Genomic DNA, 21,666 nt, shown 5'->3' on the forward strand with positions numbered 1-21,666 from the left:
GGAAGCTCCCGTGACCCCCCATCGCAACATCGGGTTCGTCGCCGCGGCGGCGACCCTGCTGGCGGCGGCCCCGCTGTCGGCGATCTTCGAACGCTGGACGTGGCTGATCCAGGCCACCATCGTGGTCGCCGTGGTGGCCGGCTCGGCCGCGTTGAGCCGGCTGGCCCGGGCGCCGCTGTGGGGCCAGGTGCTGGCGATGCTCGCCGGCCTGACCCTGGGCCTGACGTGGATCTTCCCGAGCGGCGCCGAGCTGCTCGCGTTCATCCCGGCCCCGGGCACGTTCGCCCACTTCGGCGAGCTGACGCAGGCGTCGCTGGAGGACATGCGCTCGTACGGCGTGAAGGTGCCCGACGTCGACTCGCTGCTGTTCCTCGCGGTGCTCGGCATCGGCGCGGTCGCCGTGGTGGTGGACGTCCTCTCGGTCGGGCTGCGCCGGCCGGCGCTGGCCGGCCTGCCGATGCTCGCCATCTACTCGGTGCCGGTGGCGGTCTACCTGGACAGCGTCCCCGCCACCCCGTTCGTGGTGGGCGCCGCCGGCTACCTGTGGCTGCTGGTCACCGACAACGTCGACCGGGTACGCCGGTTCGGCCGCCGGTTCACCGGTGAGGGACGCGACGTCGACGTCTGGGAGGCGTCGCCGCTGGCCGCGGCGGGCCGCCGGCTGGCAGTGGTCGGCGTGGCGGTGGCGGTGGCCCTGCCCCTGGCCGTGCCCGGGATGACCGGCGGGCTGATGAACAACGTCGGCGCCGGGCCCGGTGAGGGCAACGGCCGGCCCGGCCAGGGTGGCAGCCCGGGCCGGATCGACCTGTTCGCAGCGCTCAGCGGCCAGCTCAACCAGAGCCAGGAAACCGAGCTGGTGAAGGTCAGCACCAACGAGCCGAGCCCGTTCTACCTGCGCCTCGGCGTGGTCGACGACCTGCGGCCGAGCGGCTTCCAGGCGCGCGTGCCCACCGGGCGGCCGGTCACCCGCGGCCTGCCCGACCCGAGCGAGCGCACCCCGCGTGGCGTCGAGCGGCAGCGCTACAAGGCCACCGTCGAGGTGTCGAAGAACCTGAACATGCCGCTGCTGCCGGTCTACGCCGATCCGGTGAAGGCGGACGACCTCAACGGCAACTGGCTGTACGACTCAAGCCAGCAGATCGTCTTCTCCAACCGGGAGAACGCCCGCGGCAAGAGCTACTCGTTCGAGTACGTGCGCTCGACGTTCAGCCCGGCGGCGCTGCGCGCCGCCCCGTCCCTGCCCGCGGACAGCCCGGTGAAGCGCCAGCAGACCGAGCGGCCGTCGGTCCCGGAGGTCGAGGATCTCGTCGGCGAGCTGGTGAGGGGCAAGTCGAACGACTACGACAAGGTCCGCGCGATCTACGAGTACTTCTCCGTGGAGAACGGCTTCACCTACTCGCTGTCCACCCGCGACGGCAGCAGCGGGCAGGACATCACCGACTTCCTCGCCACCAAGGTCGGCTACTGCCAGCAGTACGCGGCGGCGATGGCCTGGCTTGTCCGGGCCGCCGGCATTCCGGCCCGGGTGGCTGTCGGCTTCACCAACGGCAGCAAGTCCGACGGCGGCACGTACGTGCTGACCAACCGCAACCTGCACGCCTGGACCGAGGTCAACTTCGGCAACGGGATCGGCTGGGTGCCGTTCGACGCCACCCCGGCGGCGAGCGTGCAGGGCTCGGTCCGCTCCGCCTGGGCGCCGGACACCGACGCCCCCGAGGAGGTCACCCCGTCGCCCGGCAGCACCGTCGCTCCCGGCGCCGCCGACCCGTCGGCCGGCCCGAACGAGGCGGACCGGCTCGACAAGGACACCGACCAGGGCCTGTCCCTGGGCGGAGGTGACCCGGCCGAGCAGAACCGGGTGTGGCCGTGGTGGCTGGCCGCGGCGCTGGCGCTGCTGGCGCTGTTCGCCGTACCGGGGCTGCGCCGCTCCACCCTGCGCCGCCGCCGGCGCGTCCGGGTCCGGGCGCCCTCGGCCACCGCGCTCGCGGTGCCCGGCCAGCGGGGCGAGGCACGGGAGGTCGTCGTCGGCGTGGACGCCGAGTCCGCCCGCGCCGACGCGCACGCCGCCTGGGACGAGCTGCTCGACACGCTCGTCGACTTCCACGTCCGGGTGGACCGCACGGAGACCCCCCGCGCGACCGCCGAGCGGCTGGCCCGGGAGGCGCTCACCGAGAACGGCGACGCCGCAACCGGGGTACGGCTGCTGGGCCGGGCCGAGGAGCGGGCCCGGTACGCGCGGGACCCGCTCGCCGGCGCGGAGTTGCAACCGGCGCTGCGGACGGTCCGGGGCGCGCTCGCGGCCGGGGCGGACCGCCGCACCCGGCTGCTGGCCGCGCTGCTGCCCCCGTCGGTGATCCAGCGTTGGCGGACCGCCCTGGCCGAGCAGTCGGCGCGGATCGTCACCACGAGCGGGCAGGCCCGGACGCAGATGCTGCGCTGGAGCCCACGCCGCCTGTTGGCGGGCCGCACGGCCCGCTGACCGCCCCGCCCCGTCCCCCCGGCCCGTCCCCCGGCCCCCGGCCCCCGGCCCGTTGATCAAGGAGTTTGTGTCTCCGCGAGGCCTCCGACCGGACACAAACTCCTTGATCACCGACTGCTCAGCGGGCTGGCGGGGTGGGGAGCGAGGGCGCTTGAGATCTTGGTAGGAAACGGCCCCTATAACAGCCCTTTCGTACCAAGATCTTCGCGTTTCCCGCGCTTCGGGAGATCCATCTCTGCTCGTGGATAGTCAGGAGCGGCAGGGGTCGACTTCGGCGAAGTATGCACCGTGGAACCAACCGCGGAGCCCTTGCCGCTCGCCCCGGCACACCGGAACAGGCAACTCGCCGAGCGGATCAAGGAAGGGCGTCGCCACGGGGGCTGACCGGTGACTTCGAAACGCGGCGGGGCGGCGCGGGTGCCGGAGCCGACGCGGAGGCCGACCACCGGTCGACTGCCGGGAACCCGAGCCGCCACGCAGGTCGGGCGCGGCGATGACGATCGGCTGCGAAGCGCCGGCCGGCGCACCGGGCAGAGGAGACATCGGCACTGTCGCTGGTACGCGGAGAGGGGCGCACTCACGCCGCGGCCGGGAAGTCCAGGGCCACCGCCACACCGGCCGGCACCAGACGTCAACAGGCACGGCGCGATCGACGGCTACGCGCACCCGCCGCCGTGGAGCGGGCACGACGAAGCGCACGCCGACGGGCGTCGCCGCGACATCCGCCCCGGTCCGGGGCGGAGCACGGTCAGCGGTGTCCCTCCGGGCGCTGCCGCCAGCGGTCCTCCATCCGGTCGAGGAAGGAGCCCCGGCGGCCACTGCTGCGGCCACGGGGACGACGCCGGCTCGTTGTGCCGCCGACCACGTGCAGGTCGGGCGACTGGGATCGGCGGTGCGACTGCACCGCGTAGCCCAACGAGGCCAGCATGACGACGAAACCCGCCACGGCCACCGCGGGAATCTTGATCACGGCACCATAGATCAACAGGGCCAGACCAGCGACGACCACGCCGGCAGCGACGAGCACGCGACGCCGCGCGTGGAAACGCGGGTCGCTGGCGCGCACGGCCGAGGCGAACTTGGGGTCCTCGGCAAGCGACCGCTCGATCTGCTCGAACAGCCGCTGCTCGTGCTCCGAGAGCGGCACGGCACTCCTCCCCGGTCACGTTGGTCGACCCGGGCGGGCCGACAGACCGTGGCAGCCAACCGGCTGCTTACCCGCAAGTCTACGAGGGCCCCCGCGCGTCGGAAAGCGGGACGACCTACGGCCGGGTCGGTTTTTCGACTTGTCGTGTATCACGACGGCCGAGAAGACTGGCCGGACCTATGACGGACCGCCCGAATCGGGCGGCCGCCGCATCGGCCGCCGCCTCCGCCTCACGCCAGCCGCGCTCGGGCGCGCCGAGGGTGAGCTGCTGCGGGGTCTCCCCGGCGGGGGCGAGACCTTCCATCCGGACCCCGACCAGCCGAACCGGCTCGCCGGGAGCGAGCGCGCCCCACAACGCCCAGGCCGTGTCGAACATCTCCCGGGCGGTGTCGGTGGGCACGGCGAGCGTGCGGGAGCGGCTGATCGTCCGGAAGTCGGCGAAACGGACCTTGAGCGACACGGTACGGCCCACCTGCCCGGCCGCCCGCAGCCGGGCGCCGGCCTTGTCGGCGAGGGCGAGCAGGGACCGCCGGATCTCGTCCGGGTCGGTCACGTCGGTGTCGAACGTGACCTCCGCGCCGATCGACTTCTCCACCTGTTCGGGCGTCACCCCGCGCGGGTCACGCCCCCAGGCCAGCTCGTGCAGGTGGGCGGCGGACGCCTCGCCCACGGCCCGGCGCAGCAGGCCGGCCGGTGCCTCGGCGAGGTCGCGTACGGTGCGCAGGCCGAGGCGGCGCAGCGCGTCGGCGGAACGCTCCCCCACGCCCCACAGGGCGGACACCGGCAGCGGGTGCAGGAACTCCAGCACCCGGGCGGCCGGGACCACGAGCAGGCCGTCGGGCTTGGCCCGGGTGGAGCCGAGCTTCGCCACGAACTTGCTCGGCCCGACGCCCACCGAACAGGTCAGCCGCTGTTCCTCGGCGACCCGGCGGCGGATCAGCGCGGCGATGTCGGCGGGCCGGCCGAACAGCCGGCGGGCGCCCGCCACGTCGAGGAACGCCTCGTCCAGCGAGAGCGGCTCGACCAGCGGGGTGACGTCCCGGAAGATCCGCATGACCGCCCGCGACGCCTCGGTGTAGGCGGTGAAGTCGGGCGGCAGGTAGACCGCGCCGGGGCAGAGCGCCCGGGCACGGGCGGTGGGCATGGCGCTGCGGACGCCGTACTGCCGGGCCTCGTAGCTGGCGGAGCTGACCACGCCGCGCGGGCCGACGCCGCCCACCACCACCGGCCGCCCGCGCAGCTCGGGTCGGCGGCGCACCTCGACCGAGGCGTAGAACGCGTCCATGTCGACGTGCAGGATGGCGCAGCCGGTGTCGTCGGCGTCCGGCCCGAAGCGCGGGTCACCGCCTCGGGGCAACGACTGGCTGCGGCCCATGCCAGCAGGCTAGCCCGCCGGTCCGACAACCCCACCGCCCAGCCCGGCGGCCACCGACGCGGCCGCAGCCGCGGATGAGCCGGGTCAGCCCCGCACCACCAGCAGCGGAACGGTCATCTCGGCGGCGGTGTCCGCGCCGTGGTACGCCACCAGCCGCGACGCCATCGGCGGCTCGGAACGGGTGGCGACCACCGCGTAGGTGTCCCGGCAGACCACCACCACGTCGCCGATCCGCCTCAGGTGCGCCTCGGGCACCGGCCCGAACCAGCCGGTCGCCACCGCCTCGGCGCGGGTCAGCACGTGCGCGGCCGGGCCCAGCAGCTCGGTCCAGGCGGCCACCACGTCGGCCTCGGCGCCCGGCTCGGTGTGCAGGTAGCGGACGCGGGGCTCACCGGCGACCACCAGTACCCCGGCGCGCAGCCGGGGATCGGCGTCCAGGTCGATCCGGTGCCCGGCGGGCACGTCGAGCTGGCCGTGGTCGGCGGTGACCAGCAGCGCGGCGTCCGGCGGCAGCCCGTCGACGAGCCGGGCCAGCAGCGCGTCCACATCGGCGGCGGCCAGCCGCCACGGCTCGGAGTCGACACCGCTGAGGTGCCCGTGCCGGTCCAGGTCGGGGTGGTACCCGGACACCAGCGCGGGTCCGTCCCCGGCGGCCAGCGCCGCCAGCATCCGCGCGGCGAGCGCGTCGGCGCCGGCCGCGCCCCGGTAGTCGCCGCCCCGGTTGGCGGCGAGCGTCAGGCCGCTGCCGGCGAACTCGGGGCGGCTGACCACCGTCACCGCCACCCCGGCGGCACGCGCCCGCTGGTACCAGGTGGGCACCGGCTGCCAGCTCACCGGGTCGGGGTCGCCGGCCCAGTCGACGTGGTTGAGCACCCGGTCGGTGCCGGGCACGCGGACGGTGAAGCCGAGCACGCCGTGCGCGCCCGACGCGGTGCCGGTGCCGAGGCTGACCAGGCTGGTCGGGGTGGTGGACGGGAAGCCGGTGGTGAGCGGCCGGCCGGTGGTGGCGGCCAGTCCGGCGAGCGTCGGGGCGTACCGGGCGGCGGTGGGGATCTGGTACCAGCCGAGGCCGTCGACGAGCAGCACCGCGATCCGGCGTACCCCGGCCAGCCTCGGTGCCAGGCCGAGCCGGTCGGCCGCACCGGGTACGCCGAGCACCGACAGCGCGCTGGGCAGCACGTCGGCCAGGCTGCCGCCGTCGTAGCGCGGCGCAACCCGGTCCAGCGGGCCCGGAGCCGGGCCGGTCATGCCGGGCGGCGGGCGAACAGGTGCAGCTGAGCGGCGAGATCACGGTACGGGGGCCGGACCGCGAGCGCCCGTTCCAGCTCCACCAGGGCGGCCGGCTGACCGTCGGCCACGGCGGCCGGAAGCAGGTCGGCGAGCACCCGTACCCCGTGGATCTCCTCCACGGCAAGGCCGGCGGCGGTGAGCAGCGCGCTCGCGTCGGCGGCGTCGTAGCGGCGGCGCAACGTGTCCCGGCGGCCGGTGGTGCCGTACGGGTCGGCGGCCAGCGCCGCGGCGGCGTCAAGCTGCCCGTTCATCGCCCGGCCGAACACGGCGGCGGCCCGGCCGGCGACGAGCACGCTCGCCGCGCCGCCCGGGCGCAACGCGGTGACCAGCGCGGAGATCACCGGTTCCGGCTCGTCGACGACTTCGAGGACGGAGTGGCAGAGCACCAGGTCCACGGTGGCCGGTTCGACCAGCCCGGCGAGCGCGTCGGCGTCGCCCTGCGTCGCGCGTACCCGGTCGGCGACCCCGGCCTCGGCGGCGCGGCGGGTCAGCGCGGCGAGCGCGTCGGGGCTGGCGTCGACCACTGTGACCCGGTGACCGGCCTCGGCGAGCGGGACGGCGAAGCCGCCGGTCCCGCCGCCGACGTCGAGCACGGAGAGTCGTTCGCCGGCCCGCCGGTCCAGCTCGGCCCGGAGCACCGACCAGATGACGGCGGTGCGGGGGGTGAGGGTTCGGATCTGCTCCACGCGCCGAGCCTAGTCACCCCCCGGCCCAGGTTCAGGACTCGCCGCCGCCGGCGGGGTCGTCCTCGGCGCGGGAGCGCTGGTCGTTGGCCACCGGGCCGTCGGTCACCTGGTATTCCCGCGGCTCGGCCTCGTGGGTGGGCGCCCAGTCGGCGCCGAGGCGGGTCCGTCGGGCGTTGGCTACGCCACCGGCGTACGTGCGGTGAAAGGTCATCTGTTCATCCCCCATACCCCGGGTGGGCCACTCTGCCCACCCGCGTCGGGAGTCTCCCGCCTCCGGCTCACGGAAACCGTAATGTGGATCACTCCATCAACGGAAATCCCTGGATGCCGGTGTGACGGGGGGCTCGATCGCGTCCAGCCGGTCCGCGGTGAGGTTCGTGACGCCCTCGTGCCGCTGCAGCCGGCCCCGCACCACCAGTGCTCCACTGGTGCGGGCGATTCGACGGTAGCGCTGCCACAGCCCCGGGGAGCAAGTGACATTCAGCATTCCGGTCTCGTCCTCCAGGTTGAGGAACGTGACGCCGCCGGCGGTCGCCGGGCGCTGCCGGTGGGTGACGATCCCGCCGACCCGGATCCGCTGCCCGGGCGGCACCTGGCCGAGCCGGGCGATCGGCACCGCGCCCAGTTCGTCGAGGCGGTCCCGGATGAACCGGGCCGGGTGGCTCTCCGGGGACAGGCCGGTGGCCCAGACGTCGGCGACCAGGCGGTCCACCGCGGCCATGCCGGGCAGCGTGGGCGGGTCCGCGCCGGTCACCGTGCCGGGCAGCCGGCCGGGCCGGTCCTGGGCCGCCGCGCCGGCGGCCCAGAGGGCCTGCCGCCGGGTCAGCCCGAAACAGGCGAAGGCGTCGGCGGTGGCCAGCGCCTCCAGCTGCGCGGCGGTGAGACCGACGCGGCGGGCCAGGTCCGGCATGTCCCGGTACGGCCCGTGCGCCGTCCGTTCCGCCTCGATCCGCTCGGCCACGTCCTCGCCGAGGGTACGGACGCTGCCCAGCCCGAGCCGTACCGCCGGGCCGCCCAGCCCCCAGGCGTGCGGCGGCTCGCCCGGCACGCTGCCCCACCGCGTCTGCGGGGTGGACTCCAGCACCGCCTTGGTGCCGCTGGCGTTGATGTCCGGCCGGCGTACCTCCACGCCGTGCCGGCGGGCGTCGTCGGCGAGCGTCTGCGGCGAGTAGAAGCCCATCGGCTGGGCGTTGAGCAGCGCGGCCAGGAACGGGCCCGGGTGGTAGCGCTTGAGCCACGAGCTGGCGTACACCAGGTAGGCGAAGCTCATCGCGTGGCTCTCCGGGAAGCCGTAGCTGGCGAACGCGGTGAGCTTGCGGTAGACGTCGTCGGCCAGCTCGCCGGTGATGCCCCGCTCGGCCATCCCGGCGTAGAGCCGGTCGGCGATCTGCGCCATCCGCTCCACCGACCGTTTCGCCCCCATGGCCCGGCGCAGCTGGTCGGCGCCGGCCGCGTCGAACCCGGCCAGGTCGATGGCGAGCTGCATGAGCTGCTCCTGGAACAGCGGCACGCCGAGCGTCTTCTCCAGCGCGTTGCGCATCAGCGGGTGCGCGTACGTGACCGGCTCCTGGCCGTTCTTGCGCCTGATGTACGGGTGCACCGAGCCGCCCTGGATCGGGCCGGGCCGGATCAGCGCCACCTCCACCACCAGGTCGTAGAACTCGCGCGGCTTGAGCCGGGGCAGCGTGGCCATCTGGGCGCGGCTCTCCACCTGGAACACGCCCACCGAGTCGGCCCGGCAGAGCATGTCGTAGACCTCGGGGTCGTCCAGCGTCATGTCGCCGAGGTCGAGGCGGGAGCCGATCAGGTCGTAGCCGTAGTGCAGCGCCGAGAGCATGCCGAGGCCGAGCAGGTCGAACTTGACCAGGCCGACGGCCGCGCAGTCGTCCTTGTCCCACTGGAGCACGCTGCGGCCGGGCATCCGGCCCCACTCCACCGGGCACACCTCGATCACCGGCCGGTCGCAGATCACCATGCCGCCGGAGTGGATGCCCAGGTGCCGGGGGAACGTCTGCAGCTCGTTGGCGTACGCGACCACCTGCTCGGGGATGTCCGCCACGTCGACCGCGGCGACCGAGCCCCACCTGTCGATCTGCTTGCTCCAGGCGTCCTGCTGGCCGGGTGAGAAGCCGAACGCCTTCGCCACGTCCCGCACCGCCGACCGGGGCCGGTACGAGATGACGTTGGCGACCTGGGCGGTGTGCTCCCGGCCGTAGCGGGCGTAGACGTGCTGGATCACCTCCTCCCGGCGGTCGGACTCGATGTCCACGTCGATGTCCGGCGGGCCGTCGCGTTCCGGGGCGAGGAACCGTTCGAACAGCAGCCGGTGCCGGACCGCGTCCACGTTGGTGATGCGCAGCGCGTAGCAGACCGCCGAGTTGGCCGCCGAGCCCCGGCCCTGGCAGTAGATGTCCTGCGCGCGGCAGAACGCGACGATGTCGTAGACCACCAGGAAGTAGCCGGGGAAACCGAGGTCTTCGATCATCCGCAGCTCGTGTTCCAGCTGCACGTACGCCTCCGGGTGCGCCTCGGGCGGGCCGTAGCGCTCGCGGGCGCCGTCCATGGTCAGCCGGCGCAGCCAGCTCATCTCGGTGTGCCCGGGCGGCACCGGGTACGCCGGCAGCTTCGGCGCCACGAGCTGCAGGTCGAAGGCGAGTTCCGCGCCGTACTCGGCGGCCCGCGCCACCGCCCCCGGGTACGCGGCGAACCGCGCTGCCATCTCCGCGCCGCTGCGCAGGTGGGCGGTGGCCGCGGCGGGCAGCCAGCCGTCGATCTCGTCGAGGCTGCGCCGGGCCCGGACCGCCGCGACCGTGGTGGCCAGCCGACGCCGGCCCGGGGTGGCGTAGTGCACGTTGTTCGTGGCGACTGTGGGCAGCCCGGCCGCGGCGGCCAGGTCGGCGAGCGCGTCGTTGCGGTCGGCGTCGACCGGGTGGCCGTGGTCGGTCAGCTCCACCGCCACCGTCTCCGCGCCGAACAGCGCGGTGAGCCGGTCCAGCTCCCGGGCCGCCGCGTCGACGCCCTCGGTGAGCAGCGCCGCGGGCACGTGCCCCTTGCGGCAGCCGGTGAGCACCAGCACGTGGTCCTTCAGCTCCGCCGCGATCTCCTCCAGCTCGCCGTAGACCGGGCGGCCCTTCTCCCCGCCGCGCAGCTGGGCGCGGGAGATGGTGGCGGCCAGGCGCGCGTACCCCTCGTGGCCGTGCGCCAGCACCAGCAGGTGCCGGCCGAGCGGGTCGGGTTCGCCGTTCTGCGGGCCCGGCAGCCCGAGGGACAGCTCCGCGCCGAAGATCGTCGGCAGCCGCAGCGCGCGGGCCGCCTCGGCGAAGCGCACCACGCCGTAGAAGCCGTCGTGGTCGGTGACGGCGAGCGCGGTGAGCCCGAGCCGGGCCGCCTCCTCGGCCAGCTCCTCCGGGTGGCTGGCCCCGTCGAGGAAGCTGAAGTTGGAGTGCGCGTGCAGCTCCGCGTACGGCACCACGCCGTCCGGCCGGTCCAGCTGCGGCGGCCGGTATTCCTGGCGCTTGCGGCTCCACGCCGGTGAGTCGCCGCCGTCGGCGTCGACCGCGAGCGGGTCGACCACGTGCAGGTGCCGCTCCCCCTTGGCCCGTCCGGAGAGCACCTGCTCCAGCTTCGACCAGGGCATCTTCGGGTTGCGGAAGCTCACCGGTGCCCGCCTCGCCCTGCACCCGAAAGCCCGAGATCTTGGTACGAAGCGGCCCCCGGAGGGGCGCTTTCGTACCAAGATCTTTCCCGGCGCTCAGTCATAGATCGCCTCCACCAGCCACTGCCCGCCCTCGACCGCGAGCAGCAGCGCGGCGCCGTCGGCCAGGCACACCTGGAACCGGGCCCGGCGGCGCGCCTCGGCCGGCGCCCACCAGCGTTCGTCCACCGGCCACGGCCCGGCCCACCCGGTGATCTCGGCCGGGCGCCCGTCGCCGACGGTGAGCCGGGCCGGCGCCGCGCTGACCGCCAGCCGGGCGCTCACCACGACCGGCTCCCCGGCCGCGTCGCGCACGTCGGCGGCCAGTGGGGCGGGCAGCACCACGGCCGGCGACGGCGGCGGGATCCGCCCCGGCCACGGCGGCTCGGCCATCGCCCGGCCCCGCCCGGCCCGCCGCCCCGCACGGCCCCCAGGGGGTACGACGACAGGGGCGGACGCGGCACCCGGAGCGGCCCCGGCGGCCGGGCGCGACGGCGTCACGCCGCGCACCGAACCGGCCGGGACCGGTGGCGCGGCGGCGGGAGAGGCGGGCGGCAGGGGTGGCGGGCCGGGGCGCGCGGGCACCCGCTCGTCGCCCCACGGGACCAGGCGCACCTGGTCGGCCGGGGAACGCCCGCCGCCGAGCACGGCGGTGACCACCGCCTCGGGGCCGAGGATGCCTTGCACCCGGCTCAGCGCGCGGTGCGCCCGCTCCCGTTCCGCGCCGGTCTCCCCCCACAGCCCGGGTTGCAGGCCCGCCTGGGCGAGCACCCCGTCGGGCACCAGCCGCAACCGGACGATCCCGGCGGTCGGGCGGGCCGGGCGCGTCCCGCCCCGGCCGTTGCTGCCGGTGAGCCAGCCGTCGAGCTGCCAGCGGACCCGGTCGGCGATGGCCGCGGCGGTGAGCAGGCCGTCGTGCCGCCAGACCCGGTGCAGCTCCTGGCCGTGCGCGGTGACCGCCTCGATGCCGAGGCGGGTGCAGGCCAGCCCGTACCCGGCCAGCCGCTCGTGCAGCAGTTCGGCGAGCGTGCGGGCGGCGAACGCGGCGGCGTCGACCCGGTCGACCGGCTCGTCGTAGTCGGCGGTGACGATCAGGTCGGCGGGCGGCTGCCGGACCGCGAGCGGGCGGTCGTCCCGGCCGCCGGCGAGCCGGTGCGCCAGCGCTCCGTCGAAACCGAACCGGGCCAGCACGTCCCCGGCGGGCAGCGCCGCGAAGTCGCCGAGGGTGCGGACGCCGAGCCGGCGCAGCAGGTCGGCCAGGGCGGGCCGGCCGAGCGCCTCGACCGGCCGGGTGGCCAGGAACTCGCGGGTGCCGCCGGGCGCCACGATCCGCCCCTCCCGGGCGGCCAGCCCGGCCGCGAACACCCCGTCGGCGATGCCGACCTGGCTCTCCACCGCGCAGCTCTGCGCGACGTGCTCGACGATCCGCTCGGCCGCCGCCTCCTCGCCGCCGAGGTAGCGGCTCGGCCCCCGGGCCGCCGTGGCGCAGGCGCCGGGCCGGATCACCTCGACGCCGGCGACCACCTCCTCCACGGCGGCCACCACCGGTTCGAACGCCCGCGCGTCCCGCCCCGGGTCGTGGTCGACCACCGTCAGGTGCGGGCAGCGCCCCTGCGCCTCCCGGCGGCGCAGCCCGCGCCGGATCCCCTCGGCACGGGCCCGCTCGGAGCAGGCGACCACCCGGTTGGCGTGCAGCACCACGACCGGGTCGGTGGCGGGCACCCCGTCGACGATCTCGGCGGCGAGGACCGGCCAGTCCGGGCACCAGAGCAGCAGCGTCCGCTGCGGTACGCCGCTCACGCCGGCCCGGCCACGGCGGGCGTACGGGCGGGCGGAGCCACCACGCGCAGCCGGCGCGACGGCACGGCGGACGGTGCGCCGAACCCGGCCGAGCGGGGGATCACCCGGGTCAGCTCGTCGCCGGGCAGCCACACCTTGATCTCCTTGGGGCGGGCGGCGGCGCCCCGCCCCCGGGCCGAGACGGTCACCTCACGGCGGCGCAGCCGCCCGCGACCGGCACCGAGCCCCTGCCAGACGCCCCGGACCACCTGGAGCGTGACGTCCGCGCCGTCCCACCGGCCGTACGGGACGAGCACGCTTCCGCGCTGTCGGGCGCGGGCGGCCAGCCGGGTGGCGATCAAGGCGGAGACGGTCGCCGGCACGGCGGTGACCACCACGTCGACCCCGTCGATGAGCGCGGCGACCACTGTGGGCCACTCCGGCCCGGGGTCGGGCACCAGGGCCAGCCGGTCCAGGGCGATGCCCGCCTCGGCGGCGGCGCCGGCCCCGAAGGTGGGTACGCCGACCACGGCGCACCACGAGCCGGCCCGGGACGCCTCGGCGAGCAGCGCGAGGATCAGCGAGGTGGCGCCGCTGCGCCGGGGCTGGCCGGCGCCGACCGCGACGGTGCTGCCCCGGCGCAGGCCACGGTTGGGCAGCAGCCCGGTCAGCTCGGCCCGGACGGGCAGCACCCGGTGGCCGCCGGCCGGGTCGGGCGCGCTCGCCGGACGGACCAGCTCGGCCAGGGCGGCGGAACCGACCACCATGCGGCCCGCCATCGGACCAACCCCCCGTCGTGTTTCCGCCACGGGCCCGCCCGTGGATGGTGCTGTGGATCGTGTGCTGTGGATCGTGTCGATGCTGCGGCACGCGCGTGCCGGGTGTGGGAGCGGCGCCCGGCCACCCGGGGTCCCGCCGGTGGTGGCCGGGCGCCACGAATCAGGCGGCTGCCGCTCCGGGCCGCGACGGCGGGGAGTCGGAGACGCCGCGCCGCAGGGGCCGGGGCAGGCCGTCGAGCGCCGGCTGGTGGGCCAGGCCGAGCGCGGTCTCCACCACTGTCACGAACTCCTCGGCGGCGCGCAGCAGGTCGTCGGCCTCCCGGGCGGTGACCACCCGGGGGATGCCTGCTTCGGCGGCGGCCCGCTTGCTCGCGCCGGCGGCGAAGTAGGCGGCCCACTCGTCCAGCTCGGGGGCGACGGTGGCGAGCAGCACCCAGACGCTGGTGATCCGGTTCCGCCGGGTGGGCGCGGGACGGGCCCGGGCGGCGAGCACTGCGGCGGCGGCGCGCAGCGCCGCGAGGTGGGCGGCGGCGTACCGGAGACCGTCGGGACGGGTGCGGGCGGCCTCGGCCAGCCCGTCGCGGGCCACCGCGAGCAACTGGGCGGGGGTGCGGTGCGGCAGCACGTGCGCGGGCACCGTGGGCGCCTGGGCCGGACTGGTCGGCATGGGTCTCTCCTCCGCGTGTGGCCGGGGCGGGCAGTCGCGCGACGGGGAAACCGTCGCCCGGTCGCCCGGGGCGGTCGGTGCGGAGGAAGACGCACCTTCAGGTGGCTGGCCGGCCGGGTGTGGACGCTTCCCCACACCCACCCCCGGCCGGCGTGCCGGCGGGTCCGTCGCCCGCCGCCCGGGGGTCGTGGGCGGCGGGCGACGACCTGCCTGACGGGCCCGGACTCGCGACTGTCCGAACCCGGTGCGGCCCGCGGTGCCGCACCTCCCGGAAGCCGGTGCCGCGAAACACCGCTTCCGGAGCGTTCGACGGGTGCCCGACCGGTCGGACCGGAGCCGGGCCAGCCGGGGAGCTGAGCCGCTATCCGCTCTAACCGAATCGAACACTCGTTCTAACTACCCTGACAGTACACCTCCCTACCGACGAAAACGCAACGTGTGACGCGCCGGGGACACACGGGAGGGCCACGGCCCCCGGCGGGGCCGGACCGGGGGTGAGGGAAGAATGGGGGCATGCAGCCACACCCGAACGTGCAGGCGGTGCAGCGCGCGCTCGACGAGGCGGGCGCGCGGGACGGATCGGGCGAGGCCAGCCTCGTCCGACTGCTGCCCGACGCGGTGCACACCGCCGCCGCCGCGGCCGAGGCGCTCGGCGTCGCCGTCGGCGCCATCGCCAACTCGCTGATCTTCGACGCGGACGGCGCGCCGCTGCTGGTGCTCACCTCCGGCGCGCACCGGGTGGACACCGCCGGGCTGGCCGCCACGCTGGGCGTGACCCGGCTGCGCCGGGCCACCCCGGAGTTCGTCAAGCAGCACACCGGGCAGGTGATCGGCGGCGTCGCCCCGGTCGGCCACCCCACGCCGCTGCGCACCGTCGTCGACACCGCCCTGACCGGATACGACGAGGTGTGGGCCGCCGGCGGCGTACCCCGGGCGGTGTTCCCCACCACGTACGCGGAACTGCTGCGGATCACCGCCGGCGCGCCGGCCGAGGTGGCGTGAACCCCGAACTCGTCACGCTGCACGTGTGGCGTGTGCCCCGGCGGGCCGTACCCGGTGTGCTGGCCCGGATGGCCACCCACCCGGCGCGGCTGCGCCGCCTGCCCGGCGTCCGCTTCGCCAAGCTGCTCGGCACCGGGACCGGCACCGGATTCGGCCCCGGCGACGCCGACCTGACCCGGTGGGCCGCGCTCGTGGTCTGGGACTCCCCCGCCGACGCGGCCGGCTTCGACGCCTCCCCGGTCGCCCGCTCCTGGGCCCGGATCGCCCGCGCCGCGGTACGGGTCGACCTGCGCCCGCTGACCAGCCGCGGCCGGTGGTCCGGCCGGGAGCCGTTCGGCGCGCCGTCGGGCGGGCGGGTCACCGGTCCGGTGCTGGCGCTGACCCGGGCCCGGCTGCGGGCCCGCCGGGCGGCCACGTTCTGGCGGGCGATCCCGCCGGTCGCCACCGAGCTGCACGCCGCGCCCGGCCTGCTCGCCCGCTTCGGCGTCGGCGAGGCGCCGCTGGGCTGGCAGGGCACGGTGAGCGTGTGGCGCGACCCGGCGGACCTGGTCGCGTTCGCGTACCGTTCCCCCGAGCACCGCGCCGCGATCACCCGCACCCCCACCGAGGGCTGGTACGCGGAGGAACTGTTCGCGCGGTTCGCGGTGGGCGACGTGGTCGGCGACCGCACGGTGCTCGGCTGGGCCGCCGAGGGCGGCCCGGAAACAGCGAGAGGGTACGCATGAGGCTGGTGCGGTGGACACCGGACGACCTGGTCCGGCGGCTGGACGACGTGGTGGCCGTCTACGGCGAGGCGATGGGCTACCGGCCCGACCTGCTGGAGGCCCGCCGCGGCTACATCGCCACCCACGTACGCCGGCCCGGCTTCCGCGCCGTCGCCAGCCTCACCACCGAGGGCCACCTGGCCGGCTTCGGGTACGGCTACCGGGGCGCCACCGGGCAGTGGTGGCACGACCAGGTGCACCGGGCGCTGAACGCGCGGGACCGGCAGCGCTGGCTGGCGCACCCGTTCGAGGTGGTCGAACTGCACGTCCGCCCGCCCGCGCAGGGGCACGGCCTGGGCGCCCGCCAGTTGCGCGCGCTGCTCGCCGTGGCCGAGGGCGACACCACGCTGCTGTCCACGCCGGAGGCCGACGAGGAGAAGTCCCGGGCCTGGCGGCTGTACCGCCGGTTCGGCTTCGTCGACGTCCTGCGGCACTTCCACTTCCCCGGCGACGAACGGCCGTTCGGCGTGCTCGGCCGGGACCTGCCGCTGCCCCCGCCGGACGCCCCGTGAGCGCGAGGAGTGAGCCGGGTTTGCGAGCCCCGCAGTCGCGAACGAAAGGTCGGCACCGTGAGCGCGAGGAGTGAGCCGGGTTTGCGAGCCCCGCAGTCGCGAACGAAAGGCGGCACAGCATGAGAGCCCGGCTGCCCTGGGCGCTGCTGGCCGCGCTGATCCTCGCCCAGATCTGCTACCCGCTCACCGGCGGCGCGACCCGGGCCGGGCTCACGGTGGCCACAGTGGTGCTCGGCTGGCTGCTCTCGGTCGGCCACGCGCTGCTCACCCGCGGCGTCCGTACCGCCGCCGCGCTGGTCGCGGTCGTCACCGGCGGCGGGTTCGCGGTGGAGGCGATCGGCGTGGCCACCGGGTTCCCGTTCGGCACCTACGACTACTCCGGCGAGCTGGGCCCGAAGCTGGCCGGGGTGCCGCTGATCATCCCACTCGCCTGGACCTGGATGGCCTGGCCGGCGTGGCTCACCGCGGTCCGGCTGGTCCGCTCCCGCCTCGCCCGGATCGCGCTGTCGGCGGTCGGACTGGCCGCGTGGGACCTGTTCCTCGACCCGCAGATGGTGGCCGAGGGCTACTGGACCTGGCGTGACGCCACCCCGGCGCTACCCGGGCTGCCCGGCATCCCGGTCAGCAACTACCTGGGCTGGCTGGGCTTCGCGGTGCTGCTCGCGGTCGCGCTGCGCCCGCTCGCCGGTCCGTCGGTGGACCGGACCGACGGCCGGGACGCGCCGATGTTCGCGCTCTACCTCTGGACGTACGCCTCCAGCGTGCTGGCGCACGCGGTGTTCCTGCGGCTGCCGGCGTCGGCGCTGTGGGGCGCGGCCGGGATGGCGGTGGCGGCGGTGCCGCTGGCGGTGACGCTGTGGCGGGCCCGCCGGGACCGGGCCGCCGCGCCGGAGCCGGCGCCGCGCGTCGACGCCCCGGCATGATCGCCACCCTCGCGCTGGCCGTGGCGGTCGCCGCGCTCACCGGGCACACGATCGTCAACGCGTACGCCTGGCTGCGCCGCCCGGCCGCCGGCCCGGCCGAGGTGACCGAGCCGGTGGCGGTGCTGCTGCCGCTGCGCGACGAGGCCGACCGGGTCACCCCGTGCCTGCGCGCGCTGCTGGCCCAGCGCGGCGTGCCGGACCTGCGGATCGTGGTGCTCGACGACGGCTCGACCGACGGCACCGCCGACGTGGTCCGCGCGGTGGCCGGTGACGATCCCCGGCTCACGCTGCTCACCGGCGTCGCCCCGCCGCCGGGCTGGCTGGGCAAGCCGCACGCCTGCTGGCAGCTCGCCACCCGGACCGCTCCGGAGCCAGCGGTGCTGGCCTTCGTCGACGCGGACGTGGTGCTCACCCCGTACGCGGTGGCGGCGGCGGTGACCGAGTTGCGCGCGGCGGACGCGGCGCTGCTGTCGCCGTACCCCCGGATCGTGGTGCGGACGGTGGCCGACCGGCTGGCGCAGCCGCTGCTGCAGTGGTTGTGGCTGACGTTCCTGCCGCTGCGCGCGATGGAACGCTCGCGGCGGCCGTCCCTCGCGGCGGCGGGCGGGCAGTTCCTGGTCGTGGACCGGGCCGGCTACCTGCGGGCCGGCGGGCACGCGGCGGTGGCCGACAAGGTGCTGGAGGACATCGAGCTGGCCCGGGCGGTGAAACGGGCCGGCGGGCGGATCGCGCTGGCCGACGGGTCCCGGCTGGCGTCCTGCCGGATGTACGAGGACTGGCCGCAGCTGCGCGACGGCTACACCAAGTCGCTGTGGGCGACGTTCGGGCACCCGGCCGCCGCGGCGGCCGTGCTGGCGCTGCTGTTCGCGCTCTACGTCGCGCCGCCGCTGCTGGCGCTCGGGGCGCTGCTCGCCGGCGCGCCGGCGGTGGCCGCCGTGGCGTTCCTGGCCTACCTGGCCGGGGTCGCCGGGCGGGTGGTCAGCGCCCGCGCCACCGGCGGACGGGCGTGGCCCGACGCGCTCGCACACCCCGTGTCGGTCGTGGTCCTCGGTTGGCTGACCGTCCGGTCGTACCATCTGCGGAAGCGACACCGGCTCACCTGGCGGGGTCGCCCGGTCACCTAGGAGGGTCACGCCATGGCGCGCATCGTGGTCATCGGCGCCGGGGTGGGCGGGCTCGCCGCCGCCGCCCGGCTCGCGGTCACCGGGCACGAGGTCACCGTCCTCGAACGGGCCGGCACGGTCGGCGGCAAGCTCGGCCGGTACGCCCACCACACCCCGGAGGGGGTGTGGCACTTCGACACCGGGCCGAGCCTGTTCACGCTGCCGCAGGTCTTCCACGACCTGTTCGAGGCGACCGGCGCGAAGCTCGACGAATACCTCGACCTGGTCCCGCTGGACCCGATCGTGCGGCACGTCTTCCCCGGCGGCGGACAGGCGCTCGACTCCTGCGCCGACCCGGACGAGTTCGCCGCCCGGATCGGCGCCGCGTTCGGCGACCGGTCCGCCGCCGACTGGCGCGGGCTGTGGCGGCGCGCCGGCCGGGTGTGGGCGGCCTCACACCGGGACATCCTGCGCCGTACCGTCGACTCGCCCCGCGACCTGGCCGCGCTGGCCTGGCGGCTGGGCGACCTGGCCGCCATCGGCCCCGGCCGCAGCCTGCGCGGGCTGGGCCGCCGCCACCTGTCCGACCCACGGATGCGGATGCTGCTGGACCGGTACGCCACGTACACCGGCGCCGACCCGCGCCGCGCCCCGGCCGCGCTCGTCGCCGTCCCCTACGCCGAGCTGGCGTACGGCGGCTGGTACCTGCGCGGCGGGCTGGGCACGCTCGCCGACGCGCTGCTGTCGCGCTGCCTGGACCTGGGCGTGGTGGTACGCACCGACGCCGCGGTCACCCGGATCGACGCCGCGGGCGGGCGGGTGCACGGGGTACGCGTGGCCGGGTCGGCCGCGCCGGTGCCGGCCGACGTGGTGGTCGCGAACGTGGACGCGCTCACCGTCTACCGGGACCTGCTGCCCGACCCGCGCCGGCTGGCCGCGCTCACCGACCGCAGCCTGGCCGGGTTCGTGCTGCTGCTGGGCGTACGCGGCGACTCCGGGCTGGCCCACCACACCGTGTTCTTCCCCCGCGACTACGACGCCGAGTTCGACGCCGTGTTCGGCGACCCGGGTCGCGGGGTGCGGGCCCGCCCGGCGCCCGACCCGACCGTGTTCGTCACCGCCGCCGACGATCCGGCGGTACGCCCGGACGGCCACGAGGCGTGGTTCGTGCTCGTGAACGCGCCCCGGCACGGCACCGCCGCGAGCGCCGTGGACTGGCGGCGGCCGGGCCTGGCCGAGGCGTACGCGGACCGGATTCTCGACGTGCTGGCCGAGCGCGGCGCCGACGTGCGGGACCGGCTGGTGTTCCGGGAGATCCGTACCCCGGCCGACCTGGACGCGGCCACCGGGGCGCCGGGCGGGGCGATCTACGGCACCGCGGGCGGGCTGCTGCGCCCGGCCAACCGGGGGCCGGCGGCCGGGCTCTGGCTGGTCGGCGGCTCCAGCCACCCGGGCGGCGGGCTGCCCATGGTCACGATGTCCGCCGAGATCGTCGCCGAGGCGGTCGGCCCCGCCTGGTGAGGGGTGTAAGGAAGGGCCCCCTATTAACGCCTCCGGTAGAGGAAGGGCCCCTTATTAACGCGCGCCGCCCGCCGCCCGCCGCCCGCCGCGCGCCTCGCGTGGGCGCGGCGGGGCTGCGCCGGCGCGGGCGCGGCGGTCAGCCCGCGTCGACCAGGGCGCGGCGGACGGCGGAGAGCAACTGCCCCAGGCCGAACCCGGCGAGCAGCACCCACACCGTGGTGGCCATGGTGATGGTGCCGGCCGTCAGGTCGGCGTCGATCAGCCCGGTGAGCCCGGCGACGAGCAGCCCGACCAGCGCCACGCTGACCCGGGTGGGCCGCTCCCCCACCGTCACCGCGCCGATCTCCCGCATCCCCGCCGACACCGCGCGCGCCCGCACGTACTCGTGCAGCCAGGACAGGCCCCCGGCCGCCGCGACCAGCGCGCCCGGCGCGCCGAGCAGCCAGAACGCGATCAGCCAGGCCACCTCGCCGAGCCGGTCGGCGACCGAGTCGTAGACGTAGCCCAGCCGGGTGGTGCGGCCGGTCGCGACCGCCACCGCGCCGTCGACGCTGTCGGCCACCGCCGCCAGCAGCACGAACAGCGCGCCCAGGAACGGTCCGTCGCCGGGCCGCTCCGCGAACAGGGGTACGCAGAAGCAGAGCAGCACCCCGAACACGGTCACCGGGGTGGGGCCGACGCGCAGCCGGCCCAGCACGTAGCCCACGTGGTAGGCGAAGCGCAGCCAGGCGCGCACCACCGGCGCGGCGGTACGCGGATCGAAGCCGCCGTGCAGCCGCGCCCACGCGGTCGCGTACTGGTCCCAGTTCAGCTGTGTGCCCACCACGGATCAACCGTAGAAGCACGGCGCGGGTGTCGTGTGGCGGGTGGTCACACCCGTGCGGCGGCGCGCAGCCGCTGCCACACCTCCCGGGTCGCGGGGGACCGGTTGAGCGTGATGAAGTGGATCCCCGGCACGCCCTCGTCGAGCAGCTTCTCGCACATCTCGCTCGCCTGTTCGACGCCGAGTCGGCGTACCGCCTCCGGGTCGTCGGCCACCCGCTCGAACCGCTCGGCGAGCGCCGGCGGGAACGGCGCGCCGGACAGCTGCACGGAGCGTTCGATGGTGCCGATCTGGGTCACCGGCATCACCCCGGCCAGGATCGGCGTGTCGCAGCCGGTGGCGGCCACCCGGTCACGCAGCCGCAGGTAGTCGTCGGCGTCGAAGAACATCTGGGTGATCGCGAACTCCGCGCCGGCCCGGCACTTGCGCACGAAGTACGCGGTGTCGCTGTCCACGTCCGGCGAACGCGGGTGCTTGTACGGGAAGGCGGCCACGCCGACGCTGAAGTCACCGCTGTCGCGGACCAGCCGGACCAGGTCCTCTGCGTACCGGACGCCCTCGGGGTGGGCGATCCACTCGCCGCCCGGGTCGCCCGGCGGGTCACCCCGCACGGCCAGCACGTTGCGCACCCCGACCGAGGCCAGCCGGCCGATCACGTGCCGCAGCTCGGCGACCGAGTGGTTCACCGCGGTCAGGTGCGCCATCGGCAGCAGCGTGGTCTCGGTGGCGATCCGCTCGGTCACCGCCACCGTGGTGTCGCGGGTCGAGCCGCCCGCGCCGTAGGTGATCGAGACGAACGAGGGGCGCAGCGACTCCAGCTCGCGGATGGCCTGCCAGAGCAGCTTCTCCCCGGCCTGCGTCTTCGGCGGGAAGAACTCGAAGGAGAAGGTGGGGCGGCCGTCACGGATCAGCTCCCCGATGGCCGGCTGGGGATTGGGGAGGACCGAGGGAAGACCGAGCGCCACGGACCGACTGTAGCCGGGAGCGCACGGCTTACCGAGGGTCTTCCCAGCCCGCGAACACTTCGCGGCGCGACGTCGTACCCCGGGGGTAGAAAGACCACAGCGCGGTGGGGCGGCCGACGGCCGTCCCGGGGGCCCGCGCGGGGGTCGCACGACTGTG

18 protein-coding genes are annotated in these 21,666 nt (G+C 76.0%); 7 read left to right on the top strand and 11 right to left on the bottom strand.

The window, feature by feature from the left end:
- The first annotated feature begins 10 nt into the window (after positions 1-10).
- Positions 11-2,479, top strand: coding sequence for a DUF3488 and transglutaminase-like domain-containing protein (locus DQE82_RS09995; protein WP_043329454.1), 2,469 nt, complete (start codon positions 11-13; stop codon positions 2,477-2,479).
- A gap of 748 nt (positions 2,480-3,227) precedes the next feature.
- Here DQE82_RS09995 and DQE82_RS10000 read toward each other — a convergent pair.
- The 9 genes from DQE82_RS10000 to DQE82_RS10040 form a co-directional block, all read right to left on the bottom strand.
- A complete protein-coding gene (locus DQE82_RS10000) occupies positions 3,228-3,626 on the bottom strand; it encodes a DUF3040 domain-containing protein (RefSeq protein WP_030500228.1) in 399 nt (132 codons plus the stop codon).
- 115 nt (positions 3,627-3,741) lie between these two features.
- The gene (locus DQE82_RS10005) at positions 3,742-5,001 is read right to left on the bottom strand and encodes a DNA polymerase IV (protein WP_043329451.1); all 1,260 of its coding nucleotides are present in this window, start codon (positions 4,999-5,001) and stop codon (positions 3,742-3,744) included.
- Positions 5,002-5,085: 84 nt separating this feature from the next.
- Entirely contained in the window at positions 5,086-6,249 is a 1,164-nt protein-coding gene (locus tag DQE82_RS10010; protein WP_069089021.1) for an alkaline phosphatase family protein, read from the bottom strand.
- Positions 6,246-6,977, bottom strand: coding sequence for a methyltransferase domain-containing protein (locus tag DQE82_RS10015; RefSeq protein ID WP_069089020.1), 732 nt, complete (start codon positions 6,975-6,977; stop codon positions 6,246-6,248). The genes DQE82_RS10010 and DQE82_RS10015 overlap by 4 nt, the downstream gene beginning before the upstream one ends.
- 31 nt (positions 6,978-7,008) lie before the next feature.
- Positions 7,009-7,188, bottom strand: coding sequence for a hypothetical protein (locus DQE82_RS10020; RefSeq protein WP_030500224.1), 180 nt, complete (start codon positions 7,186-7,188; stop codon positions 7,009-7,011).
- Positions 7,189-7,284: 96 nt separating this feature from the next.
- A complete protein-coding gene (locus DQE82_RS10025; protein WP_113972530.1) occupies positions 7,285-10,635 on the bottom strand; it encodes an error-prone DNA polymerase in 3,351 nt (1,116 codons plus the stop codon).
- 93 nt (positions 10,636-10,728) lie between these two features.
- Positions 10,729-12,471: a DNA polymerase Y family protein gene (locus DQE82_RS10030; protein ID WP_113972531.1), complete on the bottom strand. Its 1,743-nt coding sequence runs from the start codon at positions 12,469-12,471 to the stop codon at positions 10,729-10,731.
- Complete coding sequence (locus DQE82_RS10035; RefSeq protein ID WP_113972532.1) at positions 12,468-13,229, bottom strand: hypothetical protein; 762 nt, start codon at positions 13,227-13,229, stop codon at positions 12,468-12,470. Before DQE82_RS10035 ends, DQE82_RS10030 begins: the two co-directional genes overlap by 4 nt.
- 160 nt (positions 13,230-13,389) lie before the next feature.
- The gene (locus tag DQE82_RS10040) at positions 13,390-13,896 is read right to left on the bottom strand and encodes an SAV_6107 family HEPN domain-containing protein (RefSeq protein WP_064445215.1); all 507 of its coding nucleotides are present in this window, start codon (positions 13,894-13,896) and stop codon (positions 13,390-13,392) included.
- Positions 13,897-14,409: 513 nt separating this feature from the next.
- Here DQE82_RS10040 and DQE82_RS10045 point away from each other — a divergent pair.
- From DQE82_RS10045 to DQE82_RS10070, 6 genes are all read left to right on the top strand, one after another.
- On the top strand, positions 14,410-14,898 hold the full coding sequence (locus DQE82_RS10045) for a YbaK/EbsC family protein (protein ID WP_064445214.1): 489 nt from the start codon (positions 14,410-14,412) through the stop codon (positions 14,896-14,898).
- Positions 14,895-15,623 (top strand): monooxygenase, encoded by a 729-nt coding sequence (locus tag DQE82_RS10050; RefSeq protein WP_113972533.1) that lies wholly within the window; start codon positions 14,895-14,897, stop codon positions 15,621-15,623. Before DQE82_RS10045 ends, DQE82_RS10050 begins: the two co-directional genes overlap by 4 nt.
- Positions 15,620-16,174, top strand: coding sequence for a GNAT family N-acetyltransferase (locus tag DQE82_RS10055; protein WP_043329442.1), 555 nt, complete (start codon positions 15,620-15,622; stop codon positions 16,172-16,174). Before DQE82_RS10050 ends, DQE82_RS10055 begins: the two co-directional genes overlap by 4 nt.
- Before the next feature lie 119 nt (positions 16,175-16,293).
- Positions 16,294-17,097, top strand: a complete 804-nt coding sequence (locus DQE82_RS10060; protein WP_113972534.1) for a carotenoid biosynthesis protein — start codon at positions 16,294-16,296, stop codon at positions 17,095-17,097.
- Positions 17,094-18,221 carry a glycosyltransferase family 2 protein gene (locus DQE82_RS10065; protein ID WP_113972719.1) on the top strand — a complete coding sequence of 376 codons (1,128 nt, stop codon included), beginning with the start codon at positions 17,094-17,096 and terminating at the stop codon, positions 18,219-18,221. Before DQE82_RS10060 ends, DQE82_RS10065 begins: the two co-directional genes overlap by 4 nt.
- A gap of 12 nt (positions 18,222-18,233) precedes the next feature.
- Positions 18,234-19,721: an NAD(P)/FAD-dependent oxidoreductase gene (locus DQE82_RS10070; RefSeq protein ID WP_064445212.1), complete on the top strand. Its 1,488-nt coding sequence runs from the start codon at positions 18,234-18,236 to the stop codon at positions 19,719-19,721.
- Between the two features lie 136 nt (positions 19,722-19,857).
- Here DQE82_RS10070 and DQE82_RS10075 read toward each other — a convergent pair whose 3' ends face one another.
- Both DQE82_RS10075 and metF read right to left on the bottom strand, forming a co-directional pair.
- Positions 19,858-20,547 (bottom strand): CDP-alcohol phosphatidyltransferase family protein, encoded by a 690-nt coding sequence (locus tag DQE82_RS10075; RefSeq protein WP_064445211.1) that lies wholly within the window; start codon positions 20,545-20,547, stop codon positions 19,858-19,860.
- A 44-nt stretch (positions 20,548-20,591) separates the two neighbouring features.
- Positions 20,592-21,509: a methylenetetrahydrofolate reductase [NAD(P)H] gene (gene metF, locus DQE82_RS10080; RefSeq protein WP_043329436.1), complete on the bottom strand. Its 918-nt coding sequence runs from the start codon at positions 21,507-21,509 to the stop codon at positions 20,592-20,594.
- Positions 21,510-21,666: the final 157 nt, after the last annotated feature.

The organism is Micromonospora sp. LHW51205, assembly GCF_003315815.1.
GTDB classification, from domain to species: Bacteria; Actinomycetota; Actinomycetes; order Mycobacteriales; family Micromonosporaceae; genus Micromonospora; species Micromonospora chalcea.

Excerpts from the sequence above, each read along its gene's own strand:
- DQE82_RS10060 (WP_113972534.1), top strand. The coding sequence starts at position 16,294 with ATGAGAGCCCGGCTGCCCTGGGCGCTGCTGGCCGCGCTGATCCTCGCC.
- DQE82_RS10040 (WP_064445215.1), bottom strand. The coding sequence starts at position 13,896 with ATGCCGACCAGTCCGGCCCAGGCGCCCACGGTGCCCGCGCACGTGCTG.
- DQE82_RS10035 (WP_113972532.1), bottom strand. The coding sequence starts at position 13,229 with ATGGCGGGCCGCATGGTGGTCGGTTCCGCCGCCCTGGCCGAGCTGGTC.
- DQE82_RS10005 (WP_043329451.1), bottom strand. The coding sequence starts at position 5,001 with ATGGGCCGCAGCCAGTCGTTGCCCCGAGGCGGTGACCCGCGCTTCGGG.
- DQE82_RS10045 (WP_064445214.1), top strand. The coding sequence starts at position 14,410 with ATGCAGCCACACCCGAACGTGCAGGCGGTGCAGCGCGCGCTCGACGAG.
- DQE82_RS10020 (WP_030500224.1), bottom strand. The coding sequence starts at position 7,188 with ATGACCTTTCACCGCACGTACGCCGGTGGCGTAGCCAACGCCCGACGG.
- DQE82_RS10055 (WP_043329442.1), top strand. The coding sequence starts at position 15,620 with ATGAGGCTGGTGCGGTGGACACCGGACGACCTGGTCCGGCGGCTGGAC.
- DQE82_RS10065 (WP_113972719.1), top strand. The coding sequence starts at position 17,094 with ATGATCGCCACCCTCGCGCTGGCCGTGGCGGTCGCCGCGCTCACCGGG.
- DQE82_RS10010 (WP_069089021.1), bottom strand. The coding sequence starts at position 6,249 with ATGACCGGCCCGGCTCCGGGCCCGCTGGACCGGGTTGCGCCGCGCTAC.
- DQE82_RS10070 (WP_064445212.1), top strand. The coding sequence starts at position 18,234 with ATGGCGCGCATCGTGGTCATCGGCGCCGGGGTGGGCGGGCTCGCCGCC.